A 14,296-nucleotide genomic window follows, 5' to 3' on the forward strand; every position below is an offset into this window, starting at 1 on the left:
GCACGAGGGATGCGTGCATTCGTGAGCACCGCGGAGACTCATTCTTGACGCGCGCGCGCGGCGGGTCAACGCCCTTCGCTTGTGCGCCGCAACACCGCGACACACCTTGCGCCAAAGCTGCACTTGTCACGTGCAAGCCCGCCGGGGCCAAGCCCCGGCAGCACACGACGGATACCTCAAGTAGAATGTTTGTTCACCATCAGGAACGTCCCCAATGCCGGCCAACGACCGCTGCACTGCTGCGCCTCATTCGCTCGAACCGTTCGGACCGCTTCGTCTGATCAACCGGTTCGCCACGCTCGGCACGGATTTCTACACGCGCGTGTCACCCCAACCGTTGCCCGAGCCGTATCTGGTCGGTTTCTCGGCCGAGGCTGCACGGTTGCTCGGCTGGTCGCCCGATGCGGCGCGCGACCCCGAGTTTCTCGCGACCTTCGCGGGCAACGCGCCGCTGAACGGCGGCGACCCGCTCGCGAGCGTCTATTCCGGGCATCAATTCGGTGTCTGGGCCGGGCAGTTGGGCGACGGTCGTGCACTGCTGCTCGGTGAATCGGACGGTCCGGGGGGGCGCTGGGAAATTCAGATCAAGGGGGGTGGACTGACGCCCTATTCACGCATGGGCGATGGCCGCGCGGTGCTGCGCTCGTCGATCCGCGAATTTCTCGGCTCGGAGGCCATGTTTCATCTGGGCGTGCCGACGACGCGCGCGCTATGCGTCATCGGCTCCGACGCCCCCGTGCGTCGAGAAACCATCGAGACGGCCGCGGTCGTCACGCGCCTTTCACCGAGTTTCATTCGATTCGGACACTTCGAACATTTCTGGGCCGCCGATCAGTACGAGGCGCTGCGCCAGTTGGCCGACTTCACGATCGATCACCACTATCCGCATTGCCGCGATGCCGCCAATCCATACCTCGCGATGCTCGAGGCGGTGTGCGACGCGACGGCCGAACTGGTGGCGCATTGGCAAGCCGTGGGCTTCTGTCACGGCGTGATGAACACCGACAACATGTCCATTCTCGGACTGACGATCGACTACGGTCCGTTTGGATTTCTCGACGGATTCAACGCCCACCACATCTGCAATCATTCGGATTCGCAGGGCAGATACGCTTATCAGGCGCAACCGAACGTCGCCTACTGGAACCTGTTCTGCCTCGCGCAGGCGCTGTTGCCGCTGCTCGGCGAAGGCGACGCGGCCATCGAGCAGGCGCAGTCGGTGTTGCCCGTGTTCAAGACCCGCTTCGCCGAGGAAATCGATCTGCGCATGCGCGCCAAGCTCGGTCTGCGCGAGTCGCATGCGGATGACGAGACGCTCATCAACCGGCTGTTCAAGCTGATGCACGAAGGACGCGTCGACTTCACCTATCTGTTCCGCCAGCTCTCCACGCTCCGTCTCGACGACCCGTCGGCCGACACCCCGTTGCGCGACATGTTCATCGATCGCGAGGGTTTCGACGTCTGGGCCGCCGACTATCGCGCCCGCCTGCGACACGAGGGGAGCACGGATGCGAAGCGCGCGGTGGCCATGCGCCTGGTCAATCCCAAGTACATTTTGCGCAACCATCTGGCCGAAATGGCGATCCGGCGTGCCAACGAGAAGGATTTCTCTGAAGTCGACACCTTGCTCAAGGTGCTCTCGCGCCCCTACGACGAACAGCCGGAATTCGAACGCTACGCCGAATTGCCCCCCGACTGGGCCGGACAACTCGAGGTCAGTTGCTCGTCCTGAGCGGCCTCGCGCCAGCGCGGTGCATTGCAAAACACGCACGCCGCCCCCATCTGTGGCGAGTGCGCAGTCATACGACGCGTGACGGCAACCACCGGTCGTCACCCATCAGGAGAACCTCATGAGCAAAGTGGAAAAGAGCGACGCCGAATGGCGCGCCCAACTCGACGACGTCGAATACCAGGTCACGCGCCACGCCGCGACCGAGCGCGCGTTCACCGGCCGCTACTGGGATCACTGGAAGGACGGCACGTATCGCTGTGTGTGTTGCGGCGCGCCGCTGTTCCAGTCGACCGAGAAATTCGACGCCGGTTGCGGCTGGCCGAGCTACTCGAAACCCATCGACAAATCGGGCATCGACGAGGTGATGGACTACAGTCACGGCATGGTGCGCGTGGAAGTGCGCTGCCACAATTGCGACGCCCACCTCGGTCACGTGTTCGAAGACGGCCCGCAGCCGACCGGATTGCGTTACTGCATCAATTCCGCTTCGCTCGATTTCGAGGACAAGGACGGCCAGACGACGGCGCCGGACGAAGACTGAACGCCATGCGTGACGGCCAAGCGCAGAACTTTGGCGGTTCGAGGCATTCAAACAGTGGTCATGCGCCACAAAATACCGGTGAAATGGCGTGAAATCGACGGCATTTCACCCTGAATCGGCGTTTTTTGGCAGTAGGCTTGCGTCCACCCAAATTGATAGGGAGTCCATGTCGTGCCCAGAAAATCGAATCGCTTCGCCATCCTGCCCCTCGCCGCCGCGCTCGTCGCCGGTGCGTTCGTCTTCGCCTCGCCGGCGCAGGCCCAGATCAACGTGCCGCCGGCCGGCGGCACGGTCGCCGTGCCCGCCGTCATGCCGCGCGCCGTGACCGTCGAGCAGGCACTCGCCGCACCGAACGACGTCGAAGCTGTCATCGAGGGCTACATCGTCAACAAGCTCAAGCACGAGCACTACACCTTCCGCGACGCCGCCGGCAAGACCATCGAGATCGAGCTCGACGACAAGCACCTGCCGCCGGGTCGCGAAATCACCGAGAAGACGCACGTGCGCATCTGGGGCGAAGTCGACAAGCATCAACTCAAGTCCAACGATATCGACGTCAAACGCATCGAGATCATCGAGTAATTCGAGGCGACCGCGACGCGCGTGCGCGCCGCACGTTTCGCGCGTCGCCGCGCTCGCCCGCCGGGGCTTTGAAATATAATGCGGGTTTGCGCCCGGCCCTCCGATATTCTCGGGCTCAGGACGCCAAATCTCCCGAAGCCCCCAAGCCGAGACTTCATGAAATTTCTTTTCGACCTGTTACCGGTCATCCTGTTCTTCGTCGCCTTCAAGTTCGCCGGCATCTACGTCGCTACCGGCATTGCCATCGCCACGACGATTGCTCAGGTCCTGTGGATGTGGCTGCGACACCGCAAGGTCGAGCCCATGCAATGGGTCAGTCTGGCGATCATCGTGGTGTTCGGCGGTGCCACCATGCTGCTGCACGACGAAACCTTCATCAAGTGGAAACCCACGGCACTTTACTGGCTCTTCGGCATCACGCTGTTTGTCGCCGAACTCGTGTTCGACAAAAACCTGATCCGCGCGATGATGGAAAAGCAGATGGCGTTGCCCGAGAACCTGTGGCGCGCCGTCAACTTCAGTTGGGCGCTGTTCTTCCTCGCCATGGGGGCGCTCAACCTGGTAATCGCCTATCACTTCTCGACCGATACCTGGGTCGACTTCAAGCTCTTCGGCGGCATGGGCCTCATGGTCGTGTTCATCGTCGTGCAGAGCCTTTGGCTCGCGAAGTACATCAAGCAGGACGAATAAGGTCCAACGTCCGTCAGGAAGCCTCCGTCATGAGTATGGAACAGCAAATCGAAGCGCGCCTCACGGCTGCCCTCGCCCCCCTCGAGTTCGCACTGGAAAACGATAGCGCCCGCCATGCAGGCCATGCCGGCGCCGCCTCGGGCGGTCATTACAATCTGCGCATCGTCTCGGCGGCCTTTACCGGACGCAACCGCGTGGCCCGTCATCGCCTGGTGTATGATGCGCTAGCCGATTTGATGCAGAACGGCATTCACGCCCTCGCCATCGTCGCGCTCGCCCCCGGTGAAGCGTGACCCGCATGCGACGCGTCCCCCGTCGATTAACCCTGCCTTCGTCATTCGTTAGGAAAAACAGCATGGCATTGAAACTCGCCCGCACGGCCATGGCGCTCGGCGCCGCCGTGTCGCTGACCGCCGTCTCCCTCCCTGCCCTCGCCCAGAACATCGCCGTCGTGAACGGCACGCCGGTGCCTGTGTCGCGCGCTGACGCCATGGTGCGCGAAATGGTCCGTCAGGGTCAGCCAAACTCGCCGCAACTGCAACAGCAGGTGCGTGAAGAACTGGTCAAGCGCGAAGTGCTCGCGCAGGCAGCCGTCAGCAAGGGGCTGGCCTCGCAACCGGACGTCAAGGCGCAGCTCAAGCTCGCCGAGCAAGGCGTGCTCATCCGCGCTCTGATCGCCGATTTCCAGAAGACCTCGCCGGTGAGCGACGCCGAAGTGCAAGCCCGCTACGATCAACTGAAGAAGCAGTTCGGCGACAAGGAATACCACGCGCGCCACATCCTGGTGCCGGCGGAAGACACCGCCAAGGAGATCATCGCGAAGCTCAAGGGCGGCGCGAAGTTCGAAGATCTCGCCAAACAGTATTCGAAGGATCCGGGTTCGGCGAAGAACGGTGGCGACCTCGACTGGTCGCCAGCCAATGCCTATGTGCCCGAATTCGCCGATGCGCTGCAAAAGCTCCAGAAGGGCCAATACACCCAGACCCCGGTCAAGACGCAGTTTGGCTACCACGTGATCGAGCTCGACGACGTGCGCGATGCGCAAATCCCGCCGCTGTCCGACGTCAAGCCGCAACTCGTGCAGCAGATGCAGGAAGAGAAGCTGCAAGGCTTCATCGAAGGCCTCGAGAAAAAGGCCAAGATTCAGTAACCGCCACAACGGCATCGCTGAACGAAAAAAACCCGCCGACAGGCGGGTTTTTTGTGGCTTTCCCGGCTTGACCGGGCGATCCGCTATCCACGCCGGCGCCAGGAAAAACACCTGCCCTGTCGAACGAGGCAAGCGGCCTTCATGCATGCCGACAAGGGCGACAGCACGTCGCCCTCGCGAATCGCCGATCAGGCGACCCAGCGACGCGCGTTGCGGAACATGCGCATCCACGGGCTGTCTTCGCCCCACTGGGCGGGTGCCCAGCTCATCTGTACCGTACGGAACACGCGCTCCGGGTGCGGCATCATCACCGTGAAGCGACCATCGGCCGTCGTCACCGACGTCAGCCCGCGCGGCGAACCGTTCGGGTTGTACGGATACTGCTCCGTCGGCTGCCCCCGATGGTCGACAAAGCGCATTGCGGCAATCGCCTGGTCGATGTTGCCCTGCTGACCGAAGTTGGCGTAGCCCTCGCCGTGCGCGATCACGATCGGCAGTTGCGAGCCGGCCATGTCCTTGAAGAAGAGCGACGGCGATTGCAGCACCTCGACCTGCGTCAGACGCGCTTCGTACTTCGATTGGTTGTACGTAAACTTCGGCCACGCCGCGGCGCCCGGAATCAGGTTCGATAGATTGCTCATCATCTGGCAACCGTTGCACACGCCCAGAGCGAACGTGTCGGCGCGATTGAAGAACCCGGCGAACTGTTCGGCAAGCGAGGGGTTGAACAGGATCGTCTTGGCCCAGCCTTCGCCAGCGCCCAGCGTGTCGCCGTACGAGAAACCGCCGCAGGCGACGAAGCCCTTGAACGCCTCTAGCGAGTGACGGCCCGCGAGCAAATCGCTCATGTGCACGTCGTACGCGTCGAAGCCGGCCTTGTCGAGCACATAAGCCATTTCGAGGTGGGAGTTCACGCCCTGCTCTCGCAGGATCGCCACCTTCGGACGCACACCCGTCGCGATGAACGGTGCCGCGACGTCTTCGCTCGGGTCGAACGTCAGCTTCGGCGAGAGGCCCGGATCGCTGGTGTCGTTCAGTGCCTCGTACTCGGCGTCGGCCGCGGCCGGGTTATCGCGCAGACGCGCGATCCGCCAGCTCACCTCCGACCACACTCGTTGCAGTTCCGCGCGCGGCGCGCCGAAGACCTTCTTCGCGTCGCGGTAGATCTCGATGACGTCTGTCGTGTTCGGCTTGCCGATCACATTCGTACAGGCCGACAGACCCGCTTCACGCAGCGCCTGCAGCACGGCGTCGCGCTCCGATGCACGCACCTGAATGACGCCGCCGAGCTCTTCCGAGAACAGCGCACGCAGCGTCTTGTCTTCCCGGCGGCCGGCCGTTTGCTTGGCCCAGTCCTTCGCGTCGCCGTAATCGGACTCGAAGCCGTCGTCGAGCGTGAGCATGTCGACGTTGAGCGACACACCGACATGACCCGCGAACGCCATTTCCGCGACCGTGGCGAACAGACCACCATCCGAACGATCGTGATACGCGAGCAGCTTGCCGTCGCGGTTGAGTTTCTGGATAGCGTCGAAGAAGCGCTTGAGGTCGGCCGGATCGTCGAGGTCCGGCGCCACGTCGCCGATCTGCTGCGTCACCTGAGCGAGGATACTGCCGCCCATGCGGTGCTTGTTGCGCCCCAGATCGATGGCGATCAGCACTGTCTCGCCAACGTCGGCGGCCGGGCGCAGTTGCGGCGTGAGATGACCACGCACGTCCTCCACCGGCGCGAACGCCGACACGATCAGCGAGACCGGCGCCACCACTTCCTTGCCGCGACCGGCGTCTTCCCACTTGGTGCGCATCGACAGCGAATCCTTGCCCACCGGAATCGACAGCCCCAGTGCCGGGCACAGCTCCATGCCCACCGCCTTGACCGTGTCGAAAAGCGCCGCGTCTTCGCCTTCGGTGCCGCAGGCCGCCATCCAGTTGGCCGACAGCTTGATCTGGTCGAGCGACGCAATCGGCGCCGCCGCAATGTTCGTGATGGCTTCGCCGACCGCCATGCGGCCCGATGCGGGCGCGTCGATCACGGCCAGCGGCGTGCGCTCGCCCATCGTCATCGCCTCGCCGCGGTATCCGGCGTAGTCCATCAGCGAAATGGCGCAGTCGGCCACCGGCACCTGCCACGGACCGACCATCTGATCGCGCGCGGTCAGGCCGCCCACCGTGCGGTCACCGATGGTGATGAGGAACGATTTGCTTGCCACGGTCGGATGACGCAGCACCGCACGCGCCACGTCGTCGAGCGACAGGCCGGTGACGTCCACCGGGGGTAGTGCCGCCTGCACTCGCGTCACGTCACGGTGCATGCGAGGCGGCTTGCCCAACAGCACATCCATCGGCATGTCTACCGGATCCGGCGACTCCGGATGCATCGGATCGACGAGCTTGAGTTGGCGCTCGTCGGTCGCCACCCCGACCACCGCCACCGGGCAACGCTCGCGCTGGCAGATGGCCTGGAACGCGGGGAAGCTGTCGGGTGCGATCGCGAGCACGTAACGCTCCTGCGCCTCGTTGCTCCAGATCTCGGCCGGCGACATGCCCGACTCTTCCAGTTGCACCTGACGCAGGTCGAAGCGCGCGCCCTTGCCCGCACCGTCGACCAGCTCGGGGAAGGCGTTCGAAATACCGCCCGCCCCCACGTCGTGAATCGACAGGATCGGGTTGGCCTCACCCTGGCGCCAGCACCAGTTGATGACTTCCTGCGCACGGCGCTCGATTTCCGGATTGCCGCGCTGCACGGAGTCGAAGTCCAGTTCCGCGGTGTTGGTGCCCGTCGCCATCGAGCTTGCGGCGCCGCCGCCCATGCCGATACGCATGCCCGGGCCGCCGATCTGGATCAGCAGCGTGCCGGCCGGCAGATCGTGCTTGTGCGTGTGCTGCGCGGCGATGTTGCCCATGCCACCGGCGATCATGATCGGCTTGTGATAGCCGCGTACACGACCGCCCACGTTCTGTTCGTAGGTGCGGAAGTAGCCGCCGAGGTTCGGACGGCCGAATTCGTTGTTGAACGCCGCGCCGCCCAGCGGACCGTCGATCATGATCTGCAGCGGCGAGGCGATGCGGTCCGGACGGCCATAGTCCGCGCCGGTGGCGTCGGGCTTGCGCAGCGACGGCGGAACCGCCACGTCAAGATCGTTCTCCCACGCTTCGCGGGCGTCGGGCAGCGCCAGGTTCGACACGGTAAAGCCGGTCAGCCCCACCTTCGGCGTGGAGCCGCGCCCCGTCGCCCCCTCGTCGCGAATCTCGCCGCCCGCGCCGGTGGACGCCCCCGGGAACGGCGAGATCGCCGTCGGATGGTTGTGCGTCTCGACCTTCATCAGCGTATGCGTGAGTTCCACGCTGCGGCCGTACTTGCCGTCGGCGCCACGCGGATACCAGCGCTCGACTTCGGCGCCTTCCATCACCGAAGCGTTGTCCGAATACGCAACCACCGTGCCCTGCGGATGCAGTTGGTGCGTGTTCTTGATCATCTGGAACAGCGACTTGTCCTGCGCCTGGCCGTCGATGGTCCACTGCGCATTGAAGATCTTGTGACGGCAGTGTTCGCTGTTCGCCTGCGCGAACATCATCAGTTCCACGTCGGTCGGATTGCGCTTCACGCTCGTGAAGGCATCGACCAGGTAATCGATTTCGTCGTCGGCCAGCGCGAGGCCCAGGTCACGGTTGGCAGCCTCGAGCGCGCCCCGCCCGGCACCGATCACGTCGACGGTCTGCAGCGGCTTGGCCGGCAGCTCGACGAACAGGGCTTCAGCGTCCTTGCGCGAGGCGACGACCGTCTCGGTCATGCGATCGTGCAGCACGGCGGCCACACGGGCGAGCACGTCGGCCGGCAGCGATTTCTTGCCGCCGAGCAGTCCTGACTTCACGCCGATCGTGTATTCGACCGCGCGCTCGATGCGTCGCACATGATCGATGCCACAGTTGCGGGCGATGTCCGTTGCCTTGCTCGCCCAGGGCGAGATCGTCCCCAGCCGCGGGATCACGAGCAGCTGATCGCCCACCGGCTCTTCACGTACCGGCTCACCGTAGGTAAGCAGACCGGCGACACGGGCCACATCCTCGCTCGAGAGCGGCTCGACGCTGGCCACGAGGTGCACGTAGCGCGCGTCGACACGCACGATCGAGCTATCGATGGCTTGCAGGGTCTGCAGAAGACGTTGCTGGCGGAATTCGGAGAGCGCCAAGGCGCCGGCGAAGCAGGCAATGTGATTCATGGAAGGACGGAAGGCGAGGCGTTCAAAACGCGGGGGAACGACAAACCGGGATTATACCCTGCTTACCCCGGGTTATACCCGAGTGCGCAACACGTATTCTGGCCCACTGCCGCCCTGTCGCGGCCTCTCTCTGGTAACCTATGCGCCCCGTACCGAACTCGAAATCGGAACACGGCTCGCGCCGCCCGGCCACCCCGGGGACGCGGCCCGGCACAAAACGTCACTGGCAAGACACCAATACGACACTAACAAGCGAACGAACGGGCGTTCGCCACACACCAGACGGTTGGGAATGAAGGTCATCGTTATCGGCGGCGGGGTTATCGGCACGTGTACCGCCTACTATCTGGCCGCCGCGGGGCACACGGTCACGCTCGTCGAGCGCAACAGCACGGTCGCGCAAGAGAGCAGCTTCGGCAACGCGGGCGTCATCGCGCCGGGCTACGTCACGCCATGGGCGGCACCCGGCATGCCGCGCAAGCTGCTCGGCTACCTGTTCAGCTCGGCCAGCCCGCTCATCTTCCGTCCGGGCCTGTCGGCGGGGACATGGCGCTGGGCCTCGCGCTGGCTCCGGGAATGCAAGCTCGAACGCTATCGCGCCAACCGCGAGCGCATGCAGCGCCTGGCGTTCTACAGCCAGCGCTGTCTTCACGAACTGCGCGACGTCCACGTGTTCGAATACGAGCACACGCAGGGCTACCTGCAACTGTTCCGCACCGAGCGTGAAATCAAGATGAACGAGCCGGCGCGCGCCATGCTCACCGAGAACGAGGTGCCGCACCGCCTGCTCACGGCCGACGAGTGCCGCAAGCTCGAGCCCGCAATTTCCACCGACGCCGAACTCGCGGGCGGCCTGCACCTGCCGCGCGACGAGACCGGCAACTGCCCGCTATTCACCAAGCGCCTCGCCCAGATCGCTCGCGACATGGGCGTGACGCTGGCGACGGAGACGAGCGTGCTGTCGGTGCGCCCGAACCTTGGGCGCGCCGGGGTCACCGTCGAGACCTCGAGCCACGCCGAAGGCGGCCAGCGTGCGACGCTCGACGCCGACGCCGTCGTGATCGCGGCAGGGGTAGCGAGCACAGAACTGCTGCGCCCGCTGGGCATCGATCTGCCGCTCTGGCCGATCAAGGGCTACTCGATCACGGTCCCGGTCAAGAACGAACTCTTCAGCCCGCGCATCGCCGTCATGGACGAGTCGTACAAGACCGCCATCACGCCGCAGGGCAACCGGCTGCGCATTGCCGGGACGGCGGAACTCGGCGACACCGAACTGGTGCTGCGCGAACGCGCCATCGCCACGCTCTACAAGGTGGCGACCGACTGGTTCCCGGGCGCGGGAAAGTATCGCGAAGCAAGGGCGTGGGTCGGCGCACGGCCGATGTTGCCCGACGGACCGCCGCTGCTCGGGGCAACGCACCTCCCGGGCATCTTCCTTAACGTCGGCCACGGCTCGACCGGCTGGGCCATGGCCTGCGGTTCAGGGCGTGTGCTCGCCGACGTCATCTCCGGACAGACGCCCGAGATCGACCTGAACGGCCTGACACTCGCGCGGTACGATCGCTGAACGGCCCGTCGGATGCCGCCGACAGGGACTCGGGAGACACACCGGCAGGCAGAATGGCGCAATATCGGCATAATCTGTTGATCGACACCTGGGGTGTCAGCCATTGCGTCCGTGGCGCCGCGCCTCGCATGGCGCCCGGCCCGCGCAAGGCAAGCGCGCGTCAGCGCGATAATGCGGTAACGCGGTAATGCGGTAATGCCCAGGCCCACGGGAGCTTCGCCAGCCATGTCCGACCCTCTGCACACCAACGTCCCTGCCGCCCCCGCGAGCCCGAATCCGCTCGCGCGGCCCGTGAGTCGCCCCCGGTTTCCCGAGACTTCCGTGGCGCTCGGCGACACCGTTGCCGCCTGCGCCCCCTGCGACCCTTTCGACCCTTGCGACCTTTATCTTCCCACAGCCCTTCGCGAAGTCGAACGAGCCGCCGCGGCCGGACTGGCGCCGCACACCCTGATGGCCCGCGCCGGAGCCGCCGTCGCCGGCTGGCTCTACGCCCAGTTGCCCTCGCTCGCAACGGCCGGTCGCCATCCGGTCCTATTGCTCGCCGGGCCCGGCAACAACGGAGGCGACGCCTACGTGGCGGCGCGCGAGTTGCATCAGCGTGGCGTGCTCGTCGACGTTTGGCAGCTTGCGCCCCCCGCCGCGCCTGACGCCGCCTGGGCGCATGACGAAGCGATCGCCGCCGGCGTGCCGGTGCGCCCGGCGCCAACGACGTGGCCGGCGCCTTCGACCTACGCGTGGATCGTGGATGGCCTGTTCGGCATCGGCCTGTCGCGTGCCCTCGACGGTGCGGCCGCCACGCTGGTCGAGAACATCGACTACGCCCAAGCGCAAGGCACACCGGTGCTGGCGATCGACATCCCGAGCGGACTGATGGCAGCCACCGGCATCACCGACGGTCCCGCCATCCGGGCGGACGTCACGATCGCCATGCTCGGCGCCTGCCCTGGGCTGTTCACGGGTGTCGGACGCGACCTGGCCGGCGACGTGCTCGTGGCTACGCTCGGGGCCGACGAGGCGCTCGCCGCCAGCAGCATCCGCACGAACGCACCGCATGCGTTCGCGTCGCATCTGGCGCAACGCCATCATGCGTCCCACAAGGGGAGTTACGGATCACTCTCGGTGTTCGGTGGCCACGAGGGCATGATCGGGGCGCCACTGCTCTGCGCACGCGCCGGGCTGATGTCGGGCGCCGGGCGCGTCTACGTCGGCTTCGTCGCCCAGCACGGCCCCGCCTGGGATCCCGTTCATCCCGAGCTCATGCTGCGCCAGGCGGAAAGCCTGGACCCGGCCAACATGCAGGCCGTCGCGATCGGACCGGGACTCGGCACCTCGGCGGCGTCAACCGCCTGTCTTGCCCGGGCCCTGGCGCTGGAGCATACGCCGCTGGTCATCGATGCCGATGCGCTCAATCTGCTCGCCATAGAGCCCTCGCTCGCCGAGCGAGTGCGCCGCCGTGCCGGCCCCACCGTGTTGACGCCGCATCCGCTCGAGGCAGCTCGCCTGGCAGGCTGCGACGTGGCGCACATTCAGTCCGACCGGCTGGCGTGCGCACGCGCGCTGGCGCAACGTTTCGGCGCCACGATCGTGCTCAAGGGTTCGGGCACCGTCATCGACGACGGCAACGACACCTGGATCAACACGACCGGCAATGCCGGACTGGCCACCGCAGGCACGGGGGACGTGCTCACCGGCATCATCGGCGCCCTCCTCGCCCAGGGCATGCCCGCGACACCCGCAGCGCTGGGCGCCGTCTGGGTTCACGGTCGGGCCGCCGAACGGTGCGTGAGCGAGGGACAGGGGCCGGCAGGGCTCACGGCATCTGAACTTTTGCCCGCCATCCGTACCGAACTGGGACTGCGGCTGAACGACTCGACGCGTGCGACGCGAAGCGTTCCGCCCGCTCGTGGGACGCCACGCAGCTCCCGATAAGACGGCCCCGGCGGCGCAAAAGCCTGTAACCGCGCCGCCCGCGCCCGATTTCGGGCCGTATGCACGGCGACTCCCGTTATACTTCGCCTTATCGAAATGTTCCTATCGCACATGCCGTACAAGTCATCCGTTCGTCTGGATCAACTCCCCGCCTGGCGTACCCTGCTCGAACATCGCGACGAAATCGCCGGGCAGCACATGCGCGACTGGTTCGCTGGCACGGGGGCCAACACACGTGTCGAGCGCTTTTCATTGCGTGCGGCCGGCCTGTATCTCGACTACTCGAAGAATCGAATTACCGACAAGACGCTGACGCTGCTCACGCATCTGGCGCGCGAATGCGGGCTGCCTGCCAAGCGGGATGCCATGTGGGCGGGGGAAAACGTCAACGTCACGGAAGATCGTGCTGCCCTGCACGTCGCCTTGCGAGCGCCACGCTCGATGGCCTTTCGCGACGCCTCGGGCGACGTCAGCCAAGGCGTGTGCGACACGCTGTCCCGGATGCGCGCGTTCAGCGACAGCGTGCGCAGCGGCGCGTGGGTAGGCGCCACCGGCAAGCGCATCCGGCATCTCATCAATGTCGGCATCGGCGGCTCGGATCTCGGCCCCCGCATGGTCTGCGACGCGCTCGCCGTCTACGGACGTCACGACCTGTCCGCGCACTTCATCGCCAACATCGATCCCACGGAACTCGCCCGTACGCTTCCCGCACTGGACCCCGAAAGCACATTGGTCGTCGTTTGCTCGAAGACGTTCACGACGCTCGAGACGATGACGAACGCACGCACGATTCGCGCCTGGTTCGTCGACCATGGTATTCCGGAAAGCGAACTGGGCAGGCATTTCGTCGCCGTGTCGACGAATGCAGAAGAGGCCGTGCGATTCGGCATCCGCAAGGAGAACGTTTTCGAGTTCGGCGAGTGGGTCGGTGGCCGCTATTCGCTGTGGTCGTCCGTCGGACTCATCATCATGCTGTATCTCGGCGCACGGAATTTCGAGGCGCTGCTCGCCGGGGCCCATGCCATGGACGAGCACTTCCGGCACGCGCCGCTCGAGGCCAACATGCCGGTGTTGCTTGGCCTGCTCGGCGTCTGGTACCGGAATTTCTTCGACGCCCAGACGTTGTCCATCGCGCCTTATACCGACGCGCTACAGAAGCTGCCCCCCTATCTCCAGCAACTGGACATGGAGAGCAACGGCAAGTCGGTACAGGTCGACGGAACCCCCGTGGCGTGGCAAACGGCGCCCATCATCTGGGGCGAGCCGGGAACGAATGGACAACACGCCTACTTCCAGATGCTCCATCAGGGCACGACGCTCGTACCGGTGGATTTCATTGCCGTGCTCGAGCCGCAGTACGACGCGCCCGGCTTGCTCGATCACCACCGCAAGCTGCTCGCAAACTGCTTCGCGCAAAGCGAGGCGTTGCTGCAGGGCGGTTCGATGGCGACGGCGGAACAGGCAGGCGGTCCGCTGGCCGCACAACGCCGTTTTGACGGCAATCGCCCCAGCAACACGCTGGTCATCGACAAATTGTCGCCGGAGCGACTGGGTGCACTGATCGCGCTCTATGAGCACAAGGTGTTCGTTCAGGCCGCCATCTGGAATATCAATCCGTTCGATCAATGGGGTGTGGAACTCGGCAAGACGCTGTGTCGCGCCATCGAACCGGAGCTCCTCGACCCGGATTCGCTCCGGCCCGATGCCCATGACGCTTCGACGGCCTCGTTGATCCGCCTGGCCGGCGAGGTGCTCAAGGGGAAACGCTGACGGTTCACGCACCCGCCGCCGCGCCCGTGGCGACGGACGCGACATGAGCGACATCCGTGGCTCGCATGCCCCTGGCGTGCCGCGTAGCGTGTGTATTACCCGGGCTGCGTGGGGT

General features: G+C 65.4%; 10 protein-coding genes. 9 read left to right on the top strand and 1 reads right to left on the bottom strand.

The genetic code is table 11. From position 1 onward, the window contains the following. Positions 1–214: 214 nt before the first annotated feature. From PMO31116_RS02135 to PMO31116_RS02160, 6 genes are all read left to right on the top strand, one after another. Positions 215–1,732: a protein adenylyltransferase SelO gene (locus PMO31116_RS02135; RefSeq protein WP_150565247.1), complete on the top strand. Its 1,518-nt coding sequence runs from the start codon at positions 215–217 to the stop codon at positions 1,730–1,732. Positions 1,733–1,850: 118 nt separating this feature from the next. Continuing rightward, entirely contained in the window at positions 1,851–2,273 is a 423-nt protein-coding gene (gene msrB, locus PMO31116_RS02140) for a peptide-methionine (R)-S-oxide reductase MsrB (RefSeq protein ID WP_150565248.1), read from the top strand. Between the two features lie 171 nt (positions 2,274–2,444). Further along, positions 2,445–2,855, top strand: coding sequence for a YgiW/YdeI family stress tolerance OB fold protein (locus tag PMO31116_RS02145; protein ID WP_150565249.1), 411 nt, complete (start codon positions 2,445–2,447; stop codon positions 2,853–2,855). A 156-nt stretch (positions 2,856–3,011) separates the two neighbouring features. Beyond that, entirely contained in the window at positions 3,012–3,545 is a 534-nt protein-coding gene (locus PMO31116_RS02150) for a septation protein A (RefSeq protein WP_023595752.1), read from the top strand. A gap of 29 nt (positions 3,546–3,574) precedes the next feature. Next, entirely contained in the window at positions 3,575–3,838 is a 264-nt protein-coding gene (locus PMO31116_RS02155) for a BolA family protein (protein ID WP_023595751.1), read from the top strand. 62 nt (positions 3,839–3,900) lie between these two features. Next, the gene (locus PMO31116_RS02160) at positions 3,901–4,695 is read left to right on the top strand and encodes a peptidylprolyl isomerase (protein ID WP_150565250.1); all 795 of its coding nucleotides are present in this window, start codon (positions 3,901–3,903) and stop codon (positions 4,693–4,695) included. Between the two features lie 188 nt (positions 4,696–4,883). On the opposite strand, the gene purL is transcribed toward PMO31116_RS02160, so the two are convergent. Next, complete coding sequence (gene purL / locus PMO31116_RS02165) at positions 4,884–8,915, bottom strand: phosphoribosylformylglycinamidine synthase (protein WP_150565251.1); 4,032 nt, start codon at positions 8,913–8,915, stop codon at positions 4,884–4,886. On the opposite strand from purL, the gene PMO31116_RS02170 reads away from it, so the two are divergent. From PMO31116_RS02170 to pgi, 3 genes are all read left to right on the top strand, one after another. Further along, complete coding sequence (locus tag PMO31116_RS02170; protein WP_281350072.1) at positions 8,914–10,482, top strand: D-amino acid dehydrogenase; 1,569 nt, start codon at positions 8,914–8,916, stop codon at positions 10,480–10,482. The genes purL and PMO31116_RS02170 overlap by 2 nt on opposite strands. A 225-nt stretch (positions 10,483–10,707) precedes the next feature. Next, positions 10,708–12,411, top strand: coding sequence for an NAD(P)H-hydrate dehydratase (locus PMO31116_RS02175; RefSeq protein ID WP_150565253.1), 1,704 nt, complete (start codon positions 10,708–10,710; stop codon positions 12,409–12,411). Positions 12,412–12,522: 111 nt separating this feature from the next. Beyond that, complete coding sequence (pgi, locus tag PMO31116_RS02180; protein WP_150565254.1) at positions 12,523–14,181, top strand: glucose-6-phosphate isomerase; 1,659 nt, start codon at positions 12,523–12,525, stop codon at positions 14,179–14,181. The last annotated feature ends 115 nt before the right edge of the window (positions 14,182–14,296 follow it).

The sequence above is a fragment of the Pandoraea morbifera genome (assembly GCF_902459575.1).
GTDB classification, from domain to species: domain Bacteria; phylum Pseudomonadota; class Gammaproteobacteria; order Burkholderiales; family Burkholderiaceae; genus Pandoraea; species Pandoraea morbifera.

Coding starts and splice junctions, on each gene's coding strand:
- PMO31116_RS02135 (WP_150565247.1), top strand. CDS start 215: ATGCCGGCCAACGACCGCTGCACTGCTGCGCCTCATTCGCTCGAACCG.
- msrB (WP_150565248.1), top strand. CDS start 1,851: ATGAGCAAAGTGGAAAAGAGCGACGCCGAATGGCGCGCCCAACTCGAC.
- PMO31116_RS02150 (WP_023595752.1), top strand. CDS start 3,012: ATGAAATTTCTTTTCGACCTGTTACCGGTCATCCTGTTCTTCGTCGCC.
- PMO31116_RS02155 (WP_023595751.1), top strand. CDS start 3,575: ATGAGTATGGAACAGCAAATCGAAGCGCGCCTCACGGCTGCCCTCGCC.
- PMO31116_RS02160 (WP_150565250.1), top strand. CDS start 3,901: ATGGCATTGAAACTCGCCCGCACGGCCATGGCGCTCGGCGCCGCCGTG.
- PMO31116_RS02170 (WP_281350072.1), top strand. CDS start 8,914: ATGGAAGGACGGAAGGCGAGGCGTTCAAAACGCGGGGGAACGACAAAC.
- purL (WP_150565251.1), bottom strand. CDS start 8,915: ATGAATCACATTGCCTGCTTCGCCGGCGCCTTGGCGCTCTCCGAATTC.
- PMO31116_RS02175 (WP_150565253.1), top strand. CDS start 10,708: ATGTCCGACCCTCTGCACACCAACGTCCCTGCCGCCCCCGCGAGCCCG.
- pgi (WP_150565254.1), top strand. CDS start 12,523: ATGCCGTACAAGTCATCCGTTCGTCTGGATCAACTCCCCGCCTGGCGT.